Raw genomic sequence first — 20,124 nt, 5'->3', positions numbered from 1 at the left:
CGCGGGATGGAACCATCGAGGAAGACCCAATTCATGCATATCCTGTTGACTGGCGGTGCGGGCTATATCGGCTCCCATACCTACGTCGAGCTGATCCAGGCCGGCTTCACGCCGGTGATCTTCGATAATTTCTCCAATGCCAAGCCCGAGGTCGTGGCGCGGCTGGAACGCATCACCGGCCGCACCGTGCCGTGCATCCAGGGCGATATCCGCGATCGAGCCGCGCTGGATGCGGTGTTCGCCCGCTGGCCCATCGGTGCCGTGGTGCACTTCGCCGGCCTGAAGGCGGTGGGAGAATCGGTCGAGCAGCCGCTGGCCTACTACGACAACAACTTCGTCGGCACCGTGCGCCTCCTGGAAGCGATGCGTGCCGCCGGCGTGCGCAAACTGGTGTTCTCCTCCTCCGCCACCGTCTACGGCGACCCGCACACCGTGCCGATCCGCGAGGATTTTCCGCTGTCCGCCACCAATCCGTATGGCCGCTCCAAGTTGATGATCGAGGACATGCTGCGCGATCTGTATCGCTCGGATGCCGGCTGGGACCTGGCCATCCTGCGCTACTTCAACCCGGTTGGCGCGCACGAATCCGGCCTGATCGGCGAAGACCCGTGCGGTATTCCCAATAACCTGCTGCCGTATGTGGCGCAGGTGGCGGTGGGCAAGCGCGAGAAGCTGTCGGTATTCGGCGGCGATTACCCGACGCCGGACGGTACCGGGGTGCGCGATTACATCCATGTGGTGGATCTGGCACGCGGCCATGTGAGGGCGTTGGAAGCTCTGCGCCAATCGACCGGTTGCTTCGCTGTCAACCTGGGTACTGGCCAGGGCTATTCGGTGCTGGACATGGTGCGCGCCTTCGAACGCGCCAGCGGCCGGCCCGTGCCATTCCAGATCGTGGCGCGCCGTGCCGGCGACATTGCCAGTTGCTATGCCGACCCCGCCCAGGCGGAGCGTGTGCTGGACTGGCGCGCGGAAAAGACGCTGGACGATATGTGCCGCGACGCCTGGTGCTGGCAATCGGGCAACCCCGACGGCTACCCCGACCAGACCTGAGCCGTGGCGTTGACCCATTCCCACGCTGCGCATCCGTAGTCGTCACGTTTCCAAGCATCCGGTGGCCCGTTATTCTTACGGCCAAGGAGAACACATGCACGCCGCCGATTTCGTCCAATGGTTTCGCCAGGCCGCCCCGTACATCCACGCCTTTCGGGGGCGTACCTTCGTCATTGCGCTGGGAGGCGAAGTGGTGCGCGATGGCCGCTTTGTCACGCTGACCCATGACATCAACCTGCTGACCAGCCTGGGTGTTCGATTGGTGGTGGTGCATGGCGCGCGGCCGCAGATCGAGGCGCGCATGGCCGAGCGCGGGCTGGAAGTGCGTTACCACCACGGCTTGCGTGTCACCGATGGGGAAACACTGGAATGTGTGATCCAGGCATCGGGCCAGGTGCGGGTGGAGATCGAATCGCTGCTGTCGATCGGCCTGGCGAACTCGCCGATGGCCAATGCCGATATTCGCGTTTCCGCCGGCAACTTCATCACCGCGCAGCCCATGGGCGTGCGCGACGGTATCGACCTGCTGTACACCGGCGAAGTGCGCAAGGTGGATACCACTGCGATCAACTACCGGCTGGAGGACGGCGAACTGGTGCTGCTCTCCACCCTGGGCTATTCGCCCACCGGCGAGGTGTTCAACCTGCCGCTGGAGGATGTCGCCACCAGCGTTGCCGTCGCGCTCAAGGCCGACAAGCTGCTGTTCCTGTTCGGCCATGACGGCGTGATCGACGCGGAAGGCGAACTCCAGCCCGAGCTGACGGCCCTGGAAGCCGAGCAGTTCCTTACCGCGCATCCCGAATCCAACGAAGACATCCGCCTTTATCTGCCCTGCGCCATCCGCGCGGTGCGGCGCGGCGTGAACCGTGCTCACCTGATCAGCCACCACGTGGATGGCGGCCTGCTGATGGAGCTGTTCACCCACGATGGGATCGGCACCATGATCTCGCGCGAACCGCTGGAGGCGCTGCGGCAGGCCGATATCGACGATGTGGGCGGCATGCTGGCGCTGATGGAGCCGCTGGAAGACCAGGGTGTGCTGGTCAAGCGTGGGCGCGAACTGATCGAGCGCGAAATTCACCGCTATTCGGTGCTGGAGCATGACGGCAAGATTATCGGATGTGTGGCCATCCATCCCTTTCCCGACAGCAGGATGGCCGAACTGGCCTGCCTGGTGATCGATCCCGACTATCGCGACGAGGACCGGGGGGCCGAGCTATTGCGGCATGTCGAGCAGCAGGCGCGCAGCCTGGGCATGACCCAGTTGTTTGCCCTGACCACCCGTACCAGCCACTGGTTCGTCGAGCGCGGGTTCGCGCAGGCGTCGGTGGAGGAACTGCCGATGGAGAAAAAGCGCCTATACAATTACCAGAGGCGATCCAAGGTATTCATCAAGGCGCTGAAGCGCTAACGTATCGTCAGTGCCAGCTTGTCCCAGGTTGTGGTCGAGGCAACCTGCGGAGCGCGCACCGCGCGGGGCCATTGCAGCCCCCCATAACAACAGGAGTCGGCCTCGAGCCGGATTATCCCCACCGATGCGCTCCCTTACCGCTCTAGGCTCGCTTCGCGCCAGGTTGATCATTGCCAGCGTATTGGTGCAGTGCATCATCCTGGCCTTCCTGCTGTTCAATACCTCCCGCATCTGGTCGGAGGCCACCAGCGAAACCACCGCCGTGCGTGTGCAGGAGCTGGCGCGCCTGCTCAATGCCGCGTTTGCCGGCCCGCTTTCCAACAACGACTTTGCCCGTGCCACGGACCTGATCGACACCATCCGCGCGCCCGAGGGCATCGACTACCTGGTATTGCTCGATGCACAGAAGCACGTGATCGGTGCCCGGGGCTGGGATATCGCCCAACCCTTGCCGCCGCCGACCCGGCTTGCCGGTGGCGGCGACATCCCGGTACTGATCCACGCCGAAACCACCATTGAATATGGCGGCGAAACGCTGGGGCAACTGCGTTTCGGTATCACCACCGGCATCATGCGCGAGGCCATCGAACGGTTGACGTTGCAGAACGCCATGACCATGATCGCCGGCATCGTCGCCTCCGCCGTACTGATGGCGCTGCTCGGGCTATGGCTGACGCACCGGCTCTACAAACTGATCGGTGCGGCCGAAGTGGCTGCGTCGGGCGGCAACGTCGATCTGCCCGAGCCGTCGGGCCAGGACGAAGTGGCGCAACTGACCCGGCGCTTCAACGAAATGTCGCGCGCCATCCGCGAGCGCATCGTCGCGCTGCGCCACAACGAAGAAAAATTCCACGCCATCGCCGACTACACCTACTCCACCGAGCTATGGCTCGACCCGGAAGGGCGGCTGGTGTGGGTGAATGGTTCGGTGTCGCGACTGGCGGGCTATTCGGTCAGCGAATGCATGCGTCTGGGCGACTTTCCCTTGTCGCTCGCCAGCCCGGACGAGCGTGTCCGTCTGAACGAAGCGCTGGATCTGGCGCTGGCCGATCGCTCGTCGGTACAGGATTTCGAGTTCCGTGCGGTACGGCGCGATGGCAGCCTGTTCTGGGCCGCCGCCTCCTGGCAACCGCTGTACGACAGCCGCGGCGATTACCTCGGCCTGCGCGCCAGTATCCGCGACAACTCCGAGTTGAAGGACGACCGACTGGCACTGCGCAAGGCCGTGATCGAGTTGCGACAGATCCAGGCGCTGGGGCAGAGCTACCTGCAACGCGCCGAAGCGGAACGCGCGCGCCTGACCGCGCTGCTGTCGGCGATGCGCTTCGGCGTCCTGTTCGTCGATCAGGATAACCGCGTGGTCTTCCACAACCCGGCGTTCTGCGACCTGTGGGGCGTGCCCGACAGCGCGCCCATCGTCGAAAAGCCGATCGGGCAGGTATTGCAGCAGGCCGAGAACCGTCCGGCGATCGGCGACATCGTCGCGCACTATCTCAAGGAGTCGGCCCAGGTCGACGATCGGATCGATTACGGTGAGCTGACGATGAACGATGGCCGCGTGCTCACCCAGCAATGCTATCGCGTCGGCAGCGGCCAGCATGACAGCGGTCGGATGTGGATTTACGAAGACGTCACCCAGGATCGGCAACTGGCTGAGCGCATGATCAACCTGGCCGAGCGCGATGCGCTTACCGGGCTCTATAACCGCCACCGCTTCCAGCAGGAACTGGAACGCATGGTGTCGGAAGCCGATCGGCGACAGGCATCGATGGCGTTGCTGTTCTTCGACCTGGACGAATTCAAATACGTGAACGATACCTTCGGCCACGGCATCGGCGACGAACTGCTCAAGGCCATCGCGCGCGAGATCGGCGCCCAGGTGCGGCGCCACGAAGTACTGTCCCGCCTGGGGGGCGACGAATTCGCCATCCTGGTGCCCGATTGCTCCGAATTCGAAGTCAGTAAACTGGCCGAGCGCATCGTCAATTGCGTCACGCAGATTCAGTTCAAGGTGGACGGCCACGTCTTGCGGCCATCGTCGTCGGTGGGCGTGGCGCTGTTCCCTCAGCACGCGGCCAGCCCTGGCGAGTTGGTGGCGCACGCCGATTCGGCGATGTACCAGGCCAAGTCCGCTGGCAAGTCCACCTGGCGCATGTACCGGCAGGATGCCGACCAGTCGCGCAACGCCTTCACGCGCTTGTCGTGGAAGGATCGCATCGTCGAGGCGCTGGAAAACGACGGCCTGGAACTGCACTACCAGGGCATCTATGGCGCCAAGGAGCGCGATCTGGTCCACCTGGAGGCGCTGGTGCGGATGCGCGATGCGCAGAATCCTGGTGGCCTGATCCTGCCCGGGCACTTCATCCCGCATGCGGAAAAGACTGGCAAGATCGTTGATATCGACCGCTGGGTGATCAAGCGCACCATCGAGCTGCTTGCCACCAAGCCCAATATGCCGTCGGTGGCGATCAATATCTCTGGCCGCTCGTTCGATGAGCCGGAGCTGCCCGAATTCATCAGCAACATGCTGCGGGTGCACTGTGTGGACCCGCGCCGCCTGCTGGTGGAACTGACCGAAACAGCGGCGGTTTCCGATCTGCGCGATGCGCAGCGCTTCATCGACGCATTGCGCGCCACCGGCTGCACCGTCTGCCTGGACGATTTCGGCAACGGCTTCGCCTCATTCGCCTATCTCAAGCAATTGAAGGCCGACATTCTCAAGATCGATGGCTTCTTCGTACGCGATCTGCCCAATGACCGCGACAGCCAGGTCTTCGTACGCGGCATGGTGGACATGGCCCACGCCATGGACAAGACCACCATCGCCGAATTCGTCGAGAACGAAACCATCTACACCATGCTGGTGGAGTTCGGCGTGGACCTGGTCCAGGGCTACTACCTGGACAAACCCCAGCGCAACCACCCCGGCATCATGGAGAACTGACATGTTCCAGAACCCCAGCGACGACGAGATTCGCGCATTGCTCCACCGGGTGAAACGCATCGCCGTGGTGGGCCTGTCGCCCAACCCGGATCGTCCCAGCTACGGTGTTTCCGCCTTCATGCAGCGGGCTGGCTACACCATTGTCCCCGTGCGCCCCAAGGTGGTGGACGTGCTGGGCGAGACGGCCTATGCCACGCTGGCCGATGTGCCGGGCGCCATCGACCTGGTGGACGTCTTTCGCCGCGCCGAAGAGATCGACGTCGTGGTGGACGAAGCGATTCGCCTCGAACTGCCGGCGATCTGGATTCAGCTTGGCATCGTCAACGATGCCGCCGCCGAGCGCGCCCGTGCCGCCGGCATCTTTGTGGTGATGGATCGCTGCATCAAGATCGAGTACGCGCGCCTGTGCCTGTGAGCGCAGGGGCGCGTCGGCCAGTCGCTTGCGGCTGGCTGAGCGTCGGGCCACCGGCAAAAGCCGGGTGGACGTCATGATCCGCCGGTGTCGCCGTTCGCCTGTTTCAAATGCTTTCGCCGCGGCAAGGTGCTCACCGTGCTCGGAAGGTGTCGCGCCGTATGTCGATCGATTTGCCAGCATCCGCGCCGCCGATTAGCCTAGCGATATTCCCCAACTCACTCGCGATTCATCATCCATGAAGCTGCGTTTCACCAAGATGCACGGCCTGGGCAACGATTTCGTCGTGCTCGACGGCGTGCGCCAGTCCGTCCAGCTCGATGCCGAACTGCTGCGGCGGCTGGGGCACCGCAATTTCGGCATCGGCTTTGATCAATTGCTGCTGGTCGAACCCAGCGACACCGCTGGCGTCGATTTCCGCTACCGCATCTTCAATGCCGACGGCAGCGAGGTGGGGCAATGCGGCAATGGCGCGCGCTGCTTTGCGCGCTTTGTCCACGAGCAGGGCCTCACCGACAAGACCGAAATTGCCGTGCAGACCGCGCGCGGCGTGATCTATCCGCGGCTGGAACAGGGTGGCAATGTCACCGTGGACATGGGCGTGCCGCGCGTGGCACCCGCCGAAATCCCCTTCGTCGCGGCAGAAGAACAATTGAATTACCCGCTCGACGTGGCGGGCCATCTCTACGACATCAGCGTGGTGTCGATGGGCAACCCGCACGCGGTGCAGGTGGTGGACGACGTCGAAAGCTATCCGGTCGGCAAGCTGGGTCCGCTGATCGAACATCACCCGCGCTTCCCTGAGCGCGTCAATGCCGGCTTCATGCAGATTGTTGGCCGCGATGAAATCCGCCTGCGTGTATTCGAGCGCGGCGCGGGTGAAACGCTGGCCTGCGGCACCGGCGCCTGCGCCGCCGTGGTCGTCGGTATCCGTCGCGGCCTGCTCGATCCGGGCGTGCTGGTCCATACCCATGGTGGTGATCTCACCATCCGTTGGGCGGGCGAGGGCCAGCCGGTGCTGATGACAGGCCCGACCGCCACCGTGTTCGAAGGCACCATCGAGCTTTAAGCCGACGGCGCGTCGTAGCAACAGTTACCGAGGAGTAGGCAGCATGCAGTCGCAGGATATCCTGGCGTGGTTGAAGAGCAATCCGGCTTTCTTCGACGAATACGCCGACGATGTGGCGGAAATCTATGTACCGCACAACCATCGCGGGCAGGCCGTCTCGCTGGCCGAGCGGCAACTGATCACCCTGCGGGAAAAGGCGCGTGCGCTGGAGGTCCGCCTTTCCGAACTGCTGCAATTCGGTGAGGACAACGATCTGATCTCCGACCGGCTGCACAAGCTGACCGTCGACCTGATCCAGGCCGAGGATCTGTCCGGCGTGGTCGGCACGCTGGAATACCACCTGCGCGAACGCTTCCATGTGCCCTTCGTCGCCGTGCGGCTGTGGTTGCCCACCGATTCCACGCTGCGTGAGTTCCAGCCGGTGGGCGAGGCGGTGCAGCGACTGGCGCAGAACCTGGTGTCGCCCTATTGCGGACCCTACGTCACCGATGAAGTGCTGGCGTGGTTCGATCAGGATGCCGCCGATCTCAAGTCGTTTGCCCAGTTCGCGCTGCGCACTGGCGAAGAGCCATTCGGCATTCTGGTGCTGGCCAGTGGCGACGAGGATCGCTTCTATCCCGACATGGGCACGCTCTACCTGCAACGCTTGTCCGAACTGGTGTCCGCCACGGTGCGCCGCCTGGTTCCCACCACTGCGCAGATGGAAGTCGAAGAGCTGCCGCACGACGAGGCGGCAGCCGGCATCGGCGCCAGCCAGGACGACTGACCGTGGATTTGCCGCTCGCCCACTTCGACCGCTACCTCGCGGGTGAACGGCAGGCGAGCGAACACACACGGCGCGCCTACGGCGAAGACCTGGCGCGGCTGAGCGAGCTGGCGCGCGGCCGTGACCTGGATACCCTCACGCCGACCGACATCCGGGGCTTCGTGCGCCGGATGGCGACCAAGGGCCTCTCACCGTCCAGCATCGGCCGCATCCTGTCAGCCTGGCGTGCCTTCTACAAGATCATGAAGCGCGACCTGGGCTGGGGCGCCAGCCCTGTCACCGGCATCCGCCCGCCCAAGCGTGTGCCGCGTCTGCCCGCCGCGCTGACCGTGGATAGCGCCGAAGGCCTGCTCAACGCGCTGCCCGACGACGAGCCGTTGGCCTGCCGCGACAAGGCAATCTTCGAGCTGGCATATTCCTCCGGGCTACGGGTGTCGGAGCTGGCCAGCCTGCACCTGCTGGAACTCGACCTCGCCCATGCCCTGGCACGCGTGACCGGCAAGGGCGGCAAGACGCGAGTGGTGCCTGTGGGCGGTGCAGCGGTCGAAGCGCTACGGCGCTGGCTGCTGTTGCGCCCGCAATACGCACGCGATACCAGCGCCACCGTATTCGTCGGGCGGGGCGGCCGGCCGCTCACCACCCGTGCCATCCACGCGCGGCTGGCGGACTGGCGCAAACGGCTCGGCATCGCCGAGCCGCTCTATCCCCACAAACTGCGGCATAGCTGCGCCAGCCATCTGCTGCAAAGCTCGCATGACCTGCGCGCGGTGCAGGAGCTGCTGGGACACGCCCACCTGGCGACCACCCAGGTCTACACCCACCTGGATTACCAGGCGCTGGCCAAGGCGTATGACGAGTTCCATCCTCGCGCGCGGCGCAAGGAGTAGGGGTTTGCGGTGAGGGATGTTCCGGGGGAAGCAAGGCCCACGGCGGAGCCGGGAGCCTACCCGTTGCGTGATGCCGGAAGCTTGCGCTCCCTGATTGACTCCACTCCCCCCGCCCGCGCCGCAGGAGCCTTGATGATTGGCATGTGTGGATGCAGGGTGAGTGGCACCTAACCCCCGGCAAAGCCGGGCTCCCAAAAGTAGTGGTTCATCAACTCCGGCTCCCCTCGGTTGATTCCACTCCCCCCGCCCTCGCCGCCGCGAGGGGGCCTCGCTTTGCTCGCGCCGGTTACCTTTTTGGAGCGTCTGTAAAGGCGCTGGTTGCCTGTGGAGGTGATCAGGTGAAACGGTGGAATGCTTCCGGCTCCCTATTGATCCCTCATCATTCCATTGACGGCTGCGCGTGCCATTTGCGCGGCGGTCAGTCGGCCATATCGGTGGGGGCGTCCGATGCCATGCCCACGTTTTCCATATCGTCCACCAGGTGGATGTCGATCGGCAGCGGTGATGCGGTGGTCACGGCGCTGGTACGGCCCAGGTGATCGGTGATGCCGCTGACGGCACCGTTGTCGGTGGTGACGATGCGGTAGCGCAAGCCCGGCAATGGCGTTCCGCTGCGGCTGTTGCGCAGGACGAAGTGTGAATGGAACAGCGGTAGCGGACGGTCGATCATCTGCTGCGGAGGTGGCAGCAGGTCCGCCTCCGAGGCACCGTCCCAGCCGCATTGGTCGTTGTAGCGCGAATACAGCACCGCGCCGCATTCGAGCATGTCCAGGTGGTAGGCCGGCGGGTTGCCTTCGTCTGGCGTGGGATATCGGGATGAGACGATATGCGTCAGCCGGCCGCAGCGCGGGCACGTGGCGAGATCGCCCAGCCGTGCCACGGGCCGGCCATCCACGGTGTGCTGCGGATCGCCGCTGATGACTACCCCGCCGTGCGAGGTGCGGTCTCCCAACACGATGAAACCTGCGATTGCCATTGCGCTTACTCCCCTATGTTTACGCATTTGGGGCCATACGTTCCATTCGATGCACGAATGACGGTTTGCCCTGCGTCAAAAATAGGGGGATAAGCGCGTTCGACGGAGATGATCAGCCGGGCATGGTACGCAGGCGCGAGAGCGGCGAAGCCAGCACCAGCGCGGCCTGGAGCATGAAACAGGCCACTGCGGCGCCCAGGCAGGCTTTTTCGCCCCCCAGGAAGCCCACGCCGGCTGCCAGCGCCGCGCCCAGCGGCCGGGCGCCGTAGGTGGCCAGCGTGTTGATCGATGAGACACGCCCCAGCATCGCGTGTGGTGTCACCGCCTGGCGCAGCGTGGTGGTGGCCACGGTCCAGATCACCGACCCGGCGCCAATCAGGAAAAAGCAGGCTCCCGCCAGCCACGGCGATGGCCACCACAGCGTGGCCAGCATTGCCAATGCCGCCGCCACTGCGCCCAGCGGTGCCACGCGCATCTGCGCGCCGGGCGACAGGCTGCGGCTGGTGTGCGATACCAGTAGCGCGGACAGCACCATCCCGCCACCATAGGCAGCCAGCGTCACCCCCACGCCAGTGCCGGACAGGCCCAGGTGCCGCACCGCATACGGTACGTAAACCGTCTGCAATACGAAGTAGGCGATGTTGAAGATCGACGCGGTCAGCAGCATCGCCCGCAGCAACGGCTGGCGTAGCGCGAAGCCCGCGCCTTCGCGCAACTCATGCGAGAAGTTGCGGCGGGGCTGGTCGGATGGCGGCGCACCATCGGGCAGGCCGCTCAAGGCCCCAGCCGCGCATAGCGACAATGCCGCCGCCATCGCGAAGGCGGGGCTGGCGCCGGTCCAGCCGACCAGCACCCCGCCCAGCGCCGGGCCGGCCGTCAGCGCCAGGCTGCGCACCAGTTCGATCCGGCCGTTGGCTTGTGCCAGCGCCCCGCGCGGCACCACGGCCGGGATCAGCGCGGGCGTGGCAACGCTATACGCCACCGCACCGACGGTGGCGATAAAGGACAGCAGTGCCAGCAGCCACAGATTCAGCCCCCCAAACCAGGCCAGCAGCACAATGGCGACGAACGACGATGCGCGCGTCAGCTCGCCCAGCGCCATCATGCCGCGCCGCGAGGTGCGATCGGCGACCACGCCCAGCGGCACGGCCAGCAACAGGAATGGCAGCGTCTGCGCCACCTGTAGCAGGCCGGTGCCGGTCACGTCGCTGCCCAGCGCCAGCACCGCCACCAGCGGGGCCGCCGCCAGACCAATCTGCTGGGCGGACTGGGACGCGAGATTGGAGCCGGCAAGGCGGCGAAAGGCATGGGGAAGTGGCGTCATGAAGGCGTAACGGAAAGAGAGGACGAAAGCGTACCGCCAAAATGGGGTGGATGACCTTTCTCAGTGGCCCGGTTCGGTGATTTCCGCTTCGCGCGCCAGCAACGCCCGTTTGCGCGCCACGCCCCAGCGATAGCCGGACAACGCGCCATCGTTGCGGACCACGCGATGGCACGGAATCGCCACTGCCAGCGTGTTGCCGGCGCAGGCGCGCGCCACGGCGCGGGCGGCGGTGGGCGCACCGATGCGCTGGGCGATCTCGGCATAACTGGCGGTGCAGCCGGGCGGGATTTGCCGCAGCGCCTGCCAGACCCGCTGCTGGAAAGCGGTGCCGCGCACGTCCAGCGGCAATGCCACCGGTGTGGCAGGCGCTTCGATCAGCCCGATCACCGTTGCCATCCAGCCTTCGAAGGCGGGGTCGCCGCCGACCAGCTCAGCCTTGGGAAAGCGATCCTGGAGGCCGCGCACCAGCGCTTCCGGTTCGTCGCCCAGTTCGATGCTGCACACGCCACGCGGCGTGGCGGCCACCAGGATGGCCCCCAGCGAGCACTGGCCGACACCGAAACGGATGGTTTCACCCGCGCCACCGGCACGGTAGTCGCCGGGCTTCATCCCCAGCAGCTCGCCGGCCTGCTCGTAGAAGCGCCCGGAGGAACCGAAGCCCGCGTCGTAAAAGGCGTCGGTGACGCTGTCGGCGCGTTGCAGCCCATCGCGCACCCGGGCCGCGCGGTGGGCGGCGGCATAGTCGCGCGGCGTCACGCCGGTCAGTTGCTTGAACACGCGATGGAAGTGATAGCGGCTGAGCCCGGCGATGGTGGCGAGTTGTTCCAGCGTTGGCGGCGTGGGGGCGGCCTCGATGGCGCGGCAGGCGCGCTCGATGGCCGCACCATGCAAGGGCGTGGCGTTGTCCTGATCGGGACGGCAGCGCTTGCAGGCGCGGAACCCGGCCGCTTCGGCCGCTGCCGGGCTGTCGAAGAAGGCGACGTTGTCCCGCCGCGTCGGGCGCGAGGGGCACGATGGCCTGCAATAGATGCCGGTGCTATGCACGCCATACCAGAAAGCGCCGTCCGCCTGCGCGTCGCGCGTTGCGACCGCGTGCCAGCGCGCATCGTCATCGGGGAAAGGGGAGGGGTGGCTCATCGCATCGCTCCAGGGATATGGGGCCATGATGCAGGCTGTGGCGCCGATGCGCACTCCGGTCCTTGCGCTGCAATCGGCGGCGCATCCGGCGATGGCGGCCGTTACCCATGCATCCCCCGAAACGACGATCTACTTCGGCGGGTTGAGCAAGGTCCAGTCGTTGACGCGGGCATTGAAGAAGCCGCCGGCCTCGTACGCGCGGCGGATGCGGCCCTCGGCGCGCAGCTTTGCCAGGCCGATGTTCGCGGCACGCATCGCCTGATCACCTTCTGGCGTCGGTGCGAAGAGGAAATGGCGACTGCCCGGCATCGCCACTTTCACGCCCTGTAGCGGCACCAGCCTGATGCCTTCCAGCGTCAGCGACAGGTCCGGTGTCGGCTTGAAGGACATCAGCGTGACCTGCGCCCGTCCGGCTTTGAGCATGCGGGCGATCATCGGAAAGGTGGGGGCGCTTTCGATGTGCTTGAAGCCCAGGCGCTGCAACACGTTGTAGTCGTTGACCCAGGCGCGGTTGGTGACGGCGGTCTGCCGCACCACGCTGGCGATCGGCATGCCGAGCACCGCGGTATTGGTGGCCACGGTATACAGCCCCACCACGTACTCGCCTTCCTGGATCAGCGCGCTGGAAAGCTGCACCTTGCGATCCACCGCGTCGGCAGCCCAGGCCGAGGTGCCGGAGGCGGCCACGCGGCCGCTTTCCACCTCGTGGAAAGTGCGCGCGTAGCTGTTCAGCGGGCTGAAGCGCACCACTTCGGTGGAGCCGCCCAGATGCAGGGCCTGTTGCAGCAGGATCATTTCCACTGTGTCGCGACGCGCGCCCGGGCCGGAATAATCGACGATGGCCTGCACATCACGGTTCCCTACCAGACGCTGATAATCCGTCAGTACATCTTCGGGAACGGCGATCATCAGCTCTGCATGGGCAAACAGGCTTACAAAGAGGCACAGCAGGGCAAGGAAACGCGGCATGATCCGAAGGTAACTCAGGTAAACACCTTATTATTCTAGCGGTTATGTCGCGCCCGATGTTGATCCAGTCCCGCCTAGGGCGTGTCATCCAATGTTTCACGACAGCGTTCGGTGCAGTTCGGGATGCCGTGCCAGGAGCTGGACGCGCTGCGGTATGGATACCGCAAGCGGCCGGCGACGCCGCGCGGCGCCCGAAATGTACCGAACCCGTAGGGCTGGGCCGAAAAAACACCATCCACCGCGTTGCACTCCTTGCCAATAACCGGTTATTGCCTGCGTCGTGCGCCTGGTGCCTGGTGCCTGGTGCTTTTTCGGCCCGGCGCTGCCGCGAAACATTGGATGACACGCCCTAGCCTTTGGATGAGCGAAGATTTCCGGGTTTCAGCCGGGTAAACGCCACGCCGTCGCGATCGAACACGTGGAATGCCGCTGATGGCGCCGACATGCGGATGGCGTCGCCCAACCCGACTTCGCGGTCGCCGTGGCCGCGCACGACGACATCGTGGCCGGTGGTCAGGGTGACGTAAAGATAATTGGCTTCTCCCAGATGCTCGACCAGATTGACCGTGCCGGCAAAGCGTTCGCTGCCGTCCTGGTTTTCCCACAGGTGTTCGGCGCGGATGCCCACCGTGACGCGGTCGCCAGCGGCGGCGCGCGTACCGTCCACTTCGGTGGACAACACCTGGCCGCCCGCCAGGGTCACCGTCATGCCGCTGGCGCTGGCATTGGTGACCACGCCTTCGAGCAGGTTCATCTTGGGCGAGCCGATGAAGGTGGCGACGAACAGATTGGCCGGGCGCTGGTACAGCTCCAGCGGCGTGCCGGCCTGCTGGATATGGCCGTCGTGCATCACCACGATCTTGTCGCCCAGCGTCATGGCTTCCACCTGATCGTGGGTCACGTAGACGATGGTGGCGTTCAGGTCACGGTGCAGCTTGGCGATCTCCAGCCGGGTCTGCACCCGCAGCGCGGCGTCCAGATTGGATAGCGGCTCGTCGAACAGGAACAGCTTGGGCTCGCGCACGATGGCGCGGCCGATGGCCACGCGCTGGCGCTGGCCGCCGGACAGCTCGCGCGGCAGGCGGGTCAGCAGGTGGTCGATCTTGAGGATGCCGGCGGCGTGGCGGATGCGACGGTCGATCTCGTCCTTGCCAGCGCCCTGGATTTTCAGCCCGAACGCCATGTTCTTGTATACGTTCATGTGCGGATATAACGCGTAGCTCTGGAACACCATGGCAATGCCACGCTGCGCCGGCGGCAGCTCGTTGACGCGTGCATGGTCGATTTCCAGATCGCCGCCGCTGATCTCCTCCAGGCCGGACAGCATGCGCAGCAGCGTGGACTTACCGCAGCCGGATGGCCCGACCAGAACGACAAACTCGCCGTCCTCGATCTCCAGGTTGATGCCGGCCAGCACGTCGGTCTTGCCGTCGTAGCTCTTCTTCAGGTTCTTCAGCGATACGTGGGACATGGGAAGCTCCGTGAGGGGTGAGGCGTGAGGGGCGAGGTGTAAAAGCCCGTCACGCCGTCCTGAGTGTTCGAATCGTTGGGTTGCGGAGTGCGAAGGGGGCGGGTTTGCACCTCACGCCTTACCCCTCACTCCTCACTGGCGACGTGCCGTCGCCTACTTGACCGCGCCTGCGGTGATGCCGCGGATCAACTGGCGCGAGAAGAACATGTACAGCACCAGCACTGGCAGCACCGCCAGCGAAAGCGAGGCCAGCACGGCGTTCCAGTCGGTGGCGTATTGCCCGATGAACTGCTGCACGCCCAGCGTGATGGTCTGCGTTTCCTCGCCCGGCGCCAGGATCAGCGGGAACCACAGGTCGTTCCAGATCGGCACCATGGTGAACACTGCCACCGTGGCCACGGCCGGGCGGATCAGCGGCAGGATCACCTGGAAGAAGATCTTGAATTCGCCCACGCCATCGCAACGCGCGGCCTCCTTCAGCTCCTTTGGAATCTGTTGCATGAATTCGCTGAGGATCATGATCGCCAGCGGCAGGCCCTGGGCCACGTAGACCAGCACCAGCGCCGTCAGCGTGTTTACCAGGTCCAGCGACACCATGATCTTCAGGATCGAGACGGTGCCCAGGCGGATCGGCACCATGATGCCGAAGGCGAAGAACGCCATCAGCCAGCGGCTGCCGCGGAACTTGTATTCCGACAATGCCCACGCGGCCATTGCGCCGAAGAACAGGATCAGTGCCAGCGACGTCACGGTGACGATGGCGCTGTTGCCGAAGAAGCTGAAGAAATGCGCGTTCTTCATCGCCTTCTCGAAGCCGATCAGCGACCACGATTCGCTGTTGGGCAACGCCAGCGGTGAATCGAAGATCGCGGCACGGTTTTTGAAGGCGTTGATCACGATCAGCACGATCGGGAACAGCGCCAGCACGGTGTAGCCGGCCAGGATCACCTGGGTGAACGTGGCGCCAGCGTAACGGGTGACCTTTTGTTGCATGGTGGGCAACCCCTTGGTTAACGGTTGAACGGCTGGTTGCCGGCTTCGCTTTCGAACGAAGGCAGGCCGCATGCCACAGTGGCGGCGGGGAGAGCGGAGTCGGCCTGGAAACGCGGATTCACGGCGGACCTCAAAAGCTGAAGCGCTGCAATCGCGAGCGAAGCGAGGCCCCTCGCGGCGGCGAGGGCGGGGGGTATGGAATCGATCAGGGAGCGCGGCCCAGCTGGCATTCCATTCGCTGTGAGCACCCGGCTTGGCCGGGGGCATGCGAACGTTGAGAGTGATTTCACGGCAGACCTCAAAAGCTGAAGCGCTGCAATCGCGAGCGAAGCGAGGCCCCTCGCGGCGGCGAGGGCGGGGGGTGTGGAATCGATCAGGGAGCGCGGCCCGGCTGGCATTCCATTCGCTGTGAGCGCCCGGCTTGGCCGGGGGCATGCGAACGTTGAGAGTGATTTCACGGCGGACCTCAAAAGCTGAAGCGCTGCAACTTGCGCTGCACGAAGAAGAAATACAGGCCCACCCCGATCAGGATCACCAGGAACATCATCGTTGCCACGGCGGCGCCCAGTGTGGGGCTGCCCAACTGGCTCTGGTAGCCGAAGAAGGCGCGATAGAAATAGGTGCCCAGAATGTCGGTGCTGTAGCCAGGCCCGGCCAGCGCACCTTTCACCGAGTAAATCAGGTCGAAGGCATTGAAGTTGCCGACGAAGGTGAGGATGGTGGTCAGCCCCAGCGTGGGCAGGATCAGCGGCACGCGGATGGTCCAGAAGATGCGCCAGGCGGAGGCGCCCTCGACCACGGCGGCTTCGATGATCTCGTCGGGGATGGCAATCAGCGCGGCGTAGATCAGCATCATCGGGATACCGACGAACTGCCACACCGACATCAGCGACAACGTGAACAGGGCGGTGGATTCGTCGCCCAGCCACGGCTGGAAGTGCTCGGCCAGGCCCACGTAGCCCAGCAGCGTCTCGGCCACGCCCCACAGCGGCGAGAGGATCAGTTGCCAGACGAAGCCGATGATCACCACCGACAGCAGCGTCGGCAGGAAGATCAGCGTCTGGTAGGCCTTGGCGCCGCGCACGCCGCGCATGCTCAGCAACGCCGCCAGCAACAGGCCGATCGGGTTCTGAATCAGCATGTGCACCAGGAAGAACTTCACGTTGTTGCGCATCGCGTTCCAGAAACCTTCGGACCAGTGCGGGTCCACCATCAGCGTGTAGTAGTTCGCCAGCCCGGCGAAGTGTTGCTGGTTGGTGTCGCTGGTGACATAGAAGCCCAGGCGCAGCGTATCGAGCAGCGGAAACGCGCTGAACAGGGCATAGATCAGGAAGGCAGGGGCCAGGAAAACCACGATGTGCCAGGGAAACGGCTTCTTCATGGCGGGGGTACTCCAGGAATCCGTGGCGCCGTGGCGCCGGGCAAAAAAAGGGCCGGCGGCGGGCCGCCGGCCTCCAACAAATAAGAATGGAGAGGAAGATCCATTCATGCGCCTTGACGATCGTGCTCCAGCACACGATCGCAGCGGGCCGAGGATGGCCGTCCCGCAGGTGCTTGGACGGCATGGGGGAGGGCACAGCGCAGGGATGAATGCCCCACCGTCGGGGGGCGGAATCGAGGCCCCTGGCAAAGCCAGGCGCCGCACTGCTTGATTCCTGCTCCCCCGCCCTCGCTGCCGCGAGAGGGCCTCGCGTTGCTCGGTGGTTTCATCCCCGGTGCCGGTGGCGCCCGATGAAGCGGCCCCATGCCAGCCGGGGTGATCGGTGCGCCGGTCAGGCCGGCGCCGTGCCGATCACTTGCCCGGCTTGTACCACTTGGAAAGACCGTTCTGGATACGCTCGGCGGCGGCCTTCGGGGCCATCTTGCCGTTGAGCACCGCGCTGTTCACGGTCCAGAGTTCGGTTTCCATGTTCGGCTCGCCGCGGTTCAGGATCTGCGCGTTCAGGCGGATCGTGGAGCCGCAGGTCTTGCGCCAGTCGATCATCGACTTGGCGACCGGGTCCTTCACGGCGATCAGATGGTTCGACAGCGAGAAGAAGCCGGTGACCTTGTTGGTGTACAGATCGGCGAATTCCTGGCTGCCCACCCATTGCAGGAACTTGTAGGCGTCGCCCTTGTTCTTGGATTTCGGGTTTACGCCGATGCCCAGGTCGGTGTGGTCCGAGATGTAGCACTTGTCGCCAGCCTTCTGCACCGGCGGCGGGAAGGCGCCGAAGTCCACGCCTTGCTGGTTGTAGTAACCGATGTCCCACGAACCGGCCGGCACCATGGCGGCGCGGCCGCTGGCAAACAGGTTCTGCGTGTCGCCATAGGTTTGCGAGCTGTAGCCCTTGGCCAGGTACGGCGCCCACTTGGCCATTTCTTCCCACACGGCCACATATTGCGGATCGGTGAACTTGGCTTTGCCCGAGATCAGCGCCTTGCGGCCTTCCTCACCCTTCCAGTAGTTGGGGCCGATGCCAGTGAACACGATCTGGCTGGATTCCCACTGGTCGGCGGTACCCAGCGCGATCGGGGTCTTGCCGGCCTTCTTCACCGCTTCGGCCACTTTCTGGAAGTCGGCCACGGTCTTGGGTGGTTGCAGGTTCAGATCCTTGAAAATCTTCTTGTTGTAGAAGAAGCCATGGATCACCGAGGCCATCGGCATGCAGAACGTATCCTTGCCGTCGTCGGTCTGCCATGCCACTTTGGCCGAAGCCGGGAAATTCTGCATGCCGGCCTTGCCGTCCAGTTTTTCCAGGTAGTTCTTCTTGTACAGGTCGAGCGACTTGTCGAACGGGCGGCAGGTGATCAGATCGCCGGCGCTGCCGCCGGTGAGGCGTGCTTGCAGGGCGGAATCGTATTCGGTCGGCGCGGTCGGGGAGAACTTGATCTGCACGCCGGGGTTCGATTTCTGGAACGCCGGGATCAGCACGTCTTCCCACAGCGCCTTGTCGTCCACGCGCCAGGATTCGATGGTCAGGGTGCCGGCATGGGCGGCGCCAGCGGCCAGCATGGCGGCGATCAGCGCGCCGTGGGTCAAGCGGATGTTCTTCATGTAGCGATCTCCTCAGATCCTGATAAGTGCCGGGTACGCGATACAGCCCCTGACCCGGCCACCCCGGACAGCGCTCCAGACGCCGTCTTCTTCGGGACGCTCGCACCGTACCACCCACTTTTTCGTGACACCAACGCAGCATGTGTCACGCCTCGATATTTCTAATTAAATGATTTAAAAGGAATATTTTTGTGTGGTGAGGCCGGGCCGATTGCAGTTCTTTACAATCCGGCACCGTCCTCGGGCCAGCGCGCCGCGCCGCGCCGGCGTTTCACGCGCGTTGCGCGTGCATCGGCGATTCAAGACTGGGCAAGAAAATGCAAGGCTTTGTTACAAATGTGGGGGAGCGGTTACGCTATGCTCGCCCCGATTCGCGGGGGCGCAGATGAGAATGATTCGAGGGCGGGGCGGCAGGGGATGGCACCGCATGGTAGCGGGCGCGCTGCTGTGGGTGGCGGCAAGCGCCCATGCGGCGCAGACGCTGGACGTACTGCACTGGTGGACATCCATCAGCGAACGCCAGGCGGCCAACAGCCTGGCAACGGCGCTGGCCGGGGAGCAGATCACCTGGCGTGATGCGGCGATTCCCGGCGGCGCGGGCGTCGGCGCCTTCAAGGTGCTCAAGAGCCGGGTGCTGTCCGGCCATGCGCCCGACGTGGCGCAACTGATTGGCCCCACCATCGGCGACTGGGCACAGCTCGGATTACTGCTGGAGCTGGACGACGTGGCCACCGACGAGGATTGGCAGACCGCGTTCTTTCCCACCGTCTGGAAGCTGTCGCGCTTCCAGCGCCATGTGGTGGCGGTGCCGGTTGGTATCCATCGCATCAACAACCTGTATTACCGCCCCGAAGTCTTCGCCGAATTCGGCCTGCTGCCGCCCCGCAACTGGGCCGAGTTCGAGCGTGTTGCCGCGCACCTGCAACGCGCCGGCATCACCCCACTGGCGCAGAGCAGCGAACCATGGCAGGTCGCCACGCTGTTCGAAACCCTGCTGCTGGCCGAAACCGGGCCGGCGTTCTATCGCCAGTTGCTGCGCCAGCGCGATCCCAACGACTGGCTGGATGCGCGCGTGCGGCGTGCGCTGGAGCGTCTGCGCAGCCTGAAGCGCTGGATGCCGCAGCCGCTGGCGCAGCGAAGCTGGGACGAAATGGCGCGCGGCTTTGCCCGGGGCGACGCTGCCATGTGGGTAATGGGCGACTGGGCGCGCGGCGAACTGAACAGTTTTGGCCTGGAGGTGGATCGCCACTTCGGCTGTGCCGCCGTGCCCGGCACCGCCGGGATGCACCTGTACAGCGTCGATACCTTCGCCATGCTGTCCGACGACTACGGCAAGCAACGCCAGCAGGAAGCCTTCGCCCGCCTGGCTGCCAGCGTGCCGGTGCAACTGACCTACAACCGTATCAAAGGCTCGGTGCCGGTGCGCCGCGACATCGACCCCGCGCAGCTTGACCCCTGTTCGCGCCAGAGCTGGCAGACCTTCGGCCAGGGCGAAGCGGTGCAGGCCCCCAGCATCGTTCATCGCATGGCGACGGACGAAGGGATGAAGGATGCGATCATCGCCCAGGTTCATCGCTACTTCAGCGAAGACCAGATTCCCGCCACCGAAGTACAGCGTCGCCTGGCCGCGATCAGCAAGGCGCTGAAGTGACTATGAAAACCGGGAAGGGGGAAA

The 20,124-nt window shown here is 64.8% G+C and carries 15 protein-coding genes and 1 pseudogene; 8 read left to right on the top strand and 8 right to left on the bottom strand.

The window, feature by feature from the left end; translation table 11 throughout:
• Positions 1–33: 33 nt before the first annotated feature.
• The 7 genes and pseudogenes from galE (at position 34) to FAZ21_RS01670 (ending at position 8,542) form a co-directional block, all read left to right on the top strand.
• Positions 34–1,053 (top strand): UDP-glucose 4-epimerase GalE, encoded by a 1,020-nt coding sequence (galE, locus tag FAZ21_RS01700; protein ID WP_136771539.1) that lies wholly within the window; start codon positions 34–36, stop codon positions 1,051–1,053.
• Between the two features lie 94 nt (positions 1,054–1,147).
• The gene (gene argA, locus FAZ21_RS01695; RefSeq protein ID WP_136771538.1) at positions 1,148–2,464 is read left to right on the top strand and encodes an amino-acid N-acetyltransferase; all 1,317 of its coding nucleotides are present in this window, start codon (positions 1,148–1,150) and stop codon (positions 2,462–2,464) included.
• A gap of 124 nt (positions 2,465–2,588) precedes the next feature.
• Positions 2,589–5,408, top strand: a complete 2,820-nt coding sequence (locus FAZ21_RS01690) for an EAL domain-containing protein (protein ID WP_136771537.1) — start codon at positions 2,589–2,591, stop codon at positions 5,406–5,408.
• Between the two features lies 1 nt (position 5,409).
• Positions 5,410–5,823 (top strand): CoA-binding protein, encoded by a 414-nt coding sequence (locus tag FAZ21_RS01685; protein ID WP_136771536.1) that lies wholly within the window; start codon positions 5,410–5,412, stop codon positions 5,821–5,823.
• 235 nt (positions 5,824–6,058) lie between these two features.
• Positions 6,059–6,889, top strand: a complete 831-nt coding sequence (dapF, locus tag FAZ21_RS01680) for a diaminopimelate epimerase (protein ID WP_136771535.1) — start codon at positions 6,059–6,061, stop codon at positions 6,887–6,889.
• 43 nt (positions 6,890–6,932) lie between these two features.
• A pseudogene (locus FAZ21_RS01675) lies at positions 6,933–7,508 on the top strand (DUF484 family protein); the annotation flags it as partial.
• 149 nt (positions 7,509–7,657) lie between these two features.
• On the top strand, positions 7,658–8,542 hold the full coding sequence (locus tag FAZ21_RS01670) for a tyrosine recombinase XerC (RefSeq protein ID WP_211243334.1): 885 nt from the start codon (positions 7,658–7,660) through the stop codon (positions 8,540–8,542).
• 418 nt (positions 8,543–8,960) lie between these two features.
• Here the strand turns inward: FAZ21_RS01670 and FAZ21_RS01665 are convergent, their stop codons facing one another.
• The 8 genes from FAZ21_RS01665 to FAZ21_RS01630 all read right to left on the bottom strand — a co-directional run bounded on the left by FAZ21_RS01665 (position 8,961) and on the right by FAZ21_RS01630 (position 18,449).
• Entirely contained in the window at positions 8,961–9,518 is a 558-nt protein-coding gene (locus FAZ21_RS01665) for a PAAR domain-containing protein (RefSeq protein ID WP_169307205.1), read from the bottom strand.
• A 112-nt stretch (positions 9,519–9,630) separates the two neighbouring features.
• Positions 9,631–10,842 carry an MFS transporter gene (locus FAZ21_RS01660; RefSeq protein ID WP_136771532.1) on the bottom strand — a complete coding sequence of 404 codons (1,212 nt, stop codon included), beginning with the start codon at positions 10,840–10,842 and terminating at the stop codon, positions 9,631–9,633.
• A gap of 60 nt (positions 10,843–10,902) precedes the next feature.
• Positions 10,903–11,979, bottom strand: coding sequence for a bifunctional DNA-binding transcriptional regulator/O6-methylguanine-DNA methyltransferase Ada (gene ada / locus FAZ21_RS01655; protein WP_136771531.1), 1,077 nt, complete (start codon positions 11,977–11,979; stop codon positions 10,903–10,905).
• A gap of 129 nt (positions 11,980–12,108) precedes the next feature.
• A complete protein-coding gene (locus tag FAZ21_RS01650) occupies positions 12,109–12,888 on the bottom strand; it encodes a transporter substrate-binding domain-containing protein (RefSeq protein ID WP_136771530.1) in 780 nt (259 codons plus the stop codon).
• 409 nt (positions 12,889–13,297) lie between these two features.
• Positions 13,298–14,419, bottom strand: coding sequence for an ABC transporter ATP-binding protein (locus tag FAZ21_RS01645; RefSeq protein ID WP_136771529.1), 1,122 nt, complete (start codon positions 14,417–14,419; stop codon positions 13,298–13,300).
• A 153-nt stretch (positions 14,420–14,572) separates the two neighbouring features.
• Positions 14,573–15,412: a carbohydrate ABC transporter permease gene (locus FAZ21_RS01640; RefSeq protein WP_136771528.1), complete on the bottom strand. Its 840-nt coding sequence runs from the start codon at positions 15,410–15,412 to the stop codon at positions 14,573–14,575.
• 466 nt (positions 15,413–15,878) lie between these two features.
• A complete protein-coding gene (locus FAZ21_RS01635) occupies positions 15,879–16,793 on the bottom strand; it encodes a carbohydrate ABC transporter permease (RefSeq protein ID WP_136771527.1) in 915 nt (304 codons plus the stop codon).
• Positions 16,794–17,204: 411 nt separating this feature from the next.
• Positions 17,205–18,449 carry an ABC transporter substrate-binding protein gene (locus FAZ21_RS01630; protein ID WP_136771526.1) on the bottom strand — a complete coding sequence of 415 codons (1,245 nt, stop codon included), beginning with the start codon at positions 18,447–18,449 and terminating at the stop codon, positions 17,205–17,207.
• Between the two features lie 427 nt (positions 18,450–18,876).
• On the opposite strand from FAZ21_RS01630, the gene FAZ21_RS01625 reads away from it, so the two are divergent.
• Positions 18,877–20,100, top strand: coding sequence for an ABC transporter substrate-binding protein (locus FAZ21_RS01625; protein WP_136771525.1), 1,224 nt, complete (start codon positions 18,877–18,879; stop codon positions 20,098–20,100).
• The last annotated feature ends 24 nt before the right edge of the window (positions 20,101–20,124 follow it).

It is taken from the genome of Chitiniphilus eburneus, from assembly GCF_005048205.1.
GTDB lineage: Bacteria > Pseudomonadota > Gammaproteobacteria > Burkholderiales > Chitinibacteraceae > Chitiniphilus > Chitiniphilus eburneus.
The sequence above is the reverse complement of the archived record's forward strand: the minus strand, read 5'-3'. Positions and strand labels throughout refer to the sequence as shown.

What these genes read in the sequence shown, in the direction of transcription:
- galE (WP_136771539.1), top strand. Translation starts at nt 34, where the DNA reads ATGCATATCCTGTTGACTGGCGGTGCGGGCTATATCGGCTCCCATACC.
- argA (WP_136771538.1), top strand. Translation starts at nt 1,148, where the DNA reads ATGCACGCCGCCGATTTCGTCCAATGGTTTCGCCAGGCCGCCCCGTAC.
- FAZ21_RS01690 (WP_136771537.1), top strand. Translation starts at nt 2,589, where the DNA reads ATGCGCTCCCTTACCGCTCTAGGCTCGCTTCGCGCCAGGTTGATCATT.
- FAZ21_RS01685 (WP_136771536.1), top strand. Translation starts at nt 5,410, where the DNA reads ATGTTCCAGAACCCCAGCGACGACGAGATTCGCGCATTGCTCCACCGG.
- dapF (WP_136771535.1), top strand. Translation starts at nt 6,059, where the DNA reads ATGAAGCTGCGTTTCACCAAGATGCACGGCCTGGGCAACGATTTCGTC.
- FAZ21_RS01665 (WP_169307205.1), bottom strand. Translation starts at nt 9,518, where the DNA reads ATGGCAATCGCAGGTTTCATCGTGTTGGGAGACCGCACCTCGCACGGC.
- FAZ21_RS01660 (WP_136771532.1), bottom strand. Translation starts at nt 10,842, where the DNA reads ATGACGCCACTTCCCCATGCCTTTCGCCGCCTTGCCGGCTCCAATCTC.
- ada (WP_136771531.1), bottom strand. Translation starts at nt 11,979, where the DNA reads ATGAGCCACCCCTCCCCTTTCCCCGATGACGATGCGCGCTGGCACGCG.
- FAZ21_RS01650 (WP_136771530.1), bottom strand. Translation starts at nt 12,888, where the DNA reads ATGATCGCCGTTCCCGAAGATGTACTGACGGATTATCAGCGTCTGGTA.
- FAZ21_RS01645 (WP_136771529.1), bottom strand. Translation starts at nt 14,419, where the DNA reads ATGTCCCACGTATCGCTGAAGAACCTGAAGAAGAGCTACGACGGCAAG.
- FAZ21_RS01640 (WP_136771528.1), bottom strand. Translation starts at nt 15,412, where the DNA reads ATGCAACAAAAGGTCACCCGTTACGCTGGCGCCACGTTCACCCAGGTG.
- FAZ21_RS01635 (WP_136771527.1), bottom strand. Translation starts at nt 16,793, where the DNA reads ATGAAGAAGCCGTTTCCCTGGCACATCGTGGTTTTCCTGGCCCCTGCC.
- FAZ21_RS01630 (WP_136771526.1), bottom strand. Translation starts at nt 18,449, where the DNA reads ATGAAGAACATCCGCTTGACCCACGGCGCGCTGATCGCCGCCATGCTG.
- FAZ21_RS01625 (WP_136771525.1), top strand. Translation starts at nt 18,877, where the DNA reads ATGGTAGCGGGCGCGCTGCTGTGGGTGGCGGCAAGCGCCCATGCGGCG.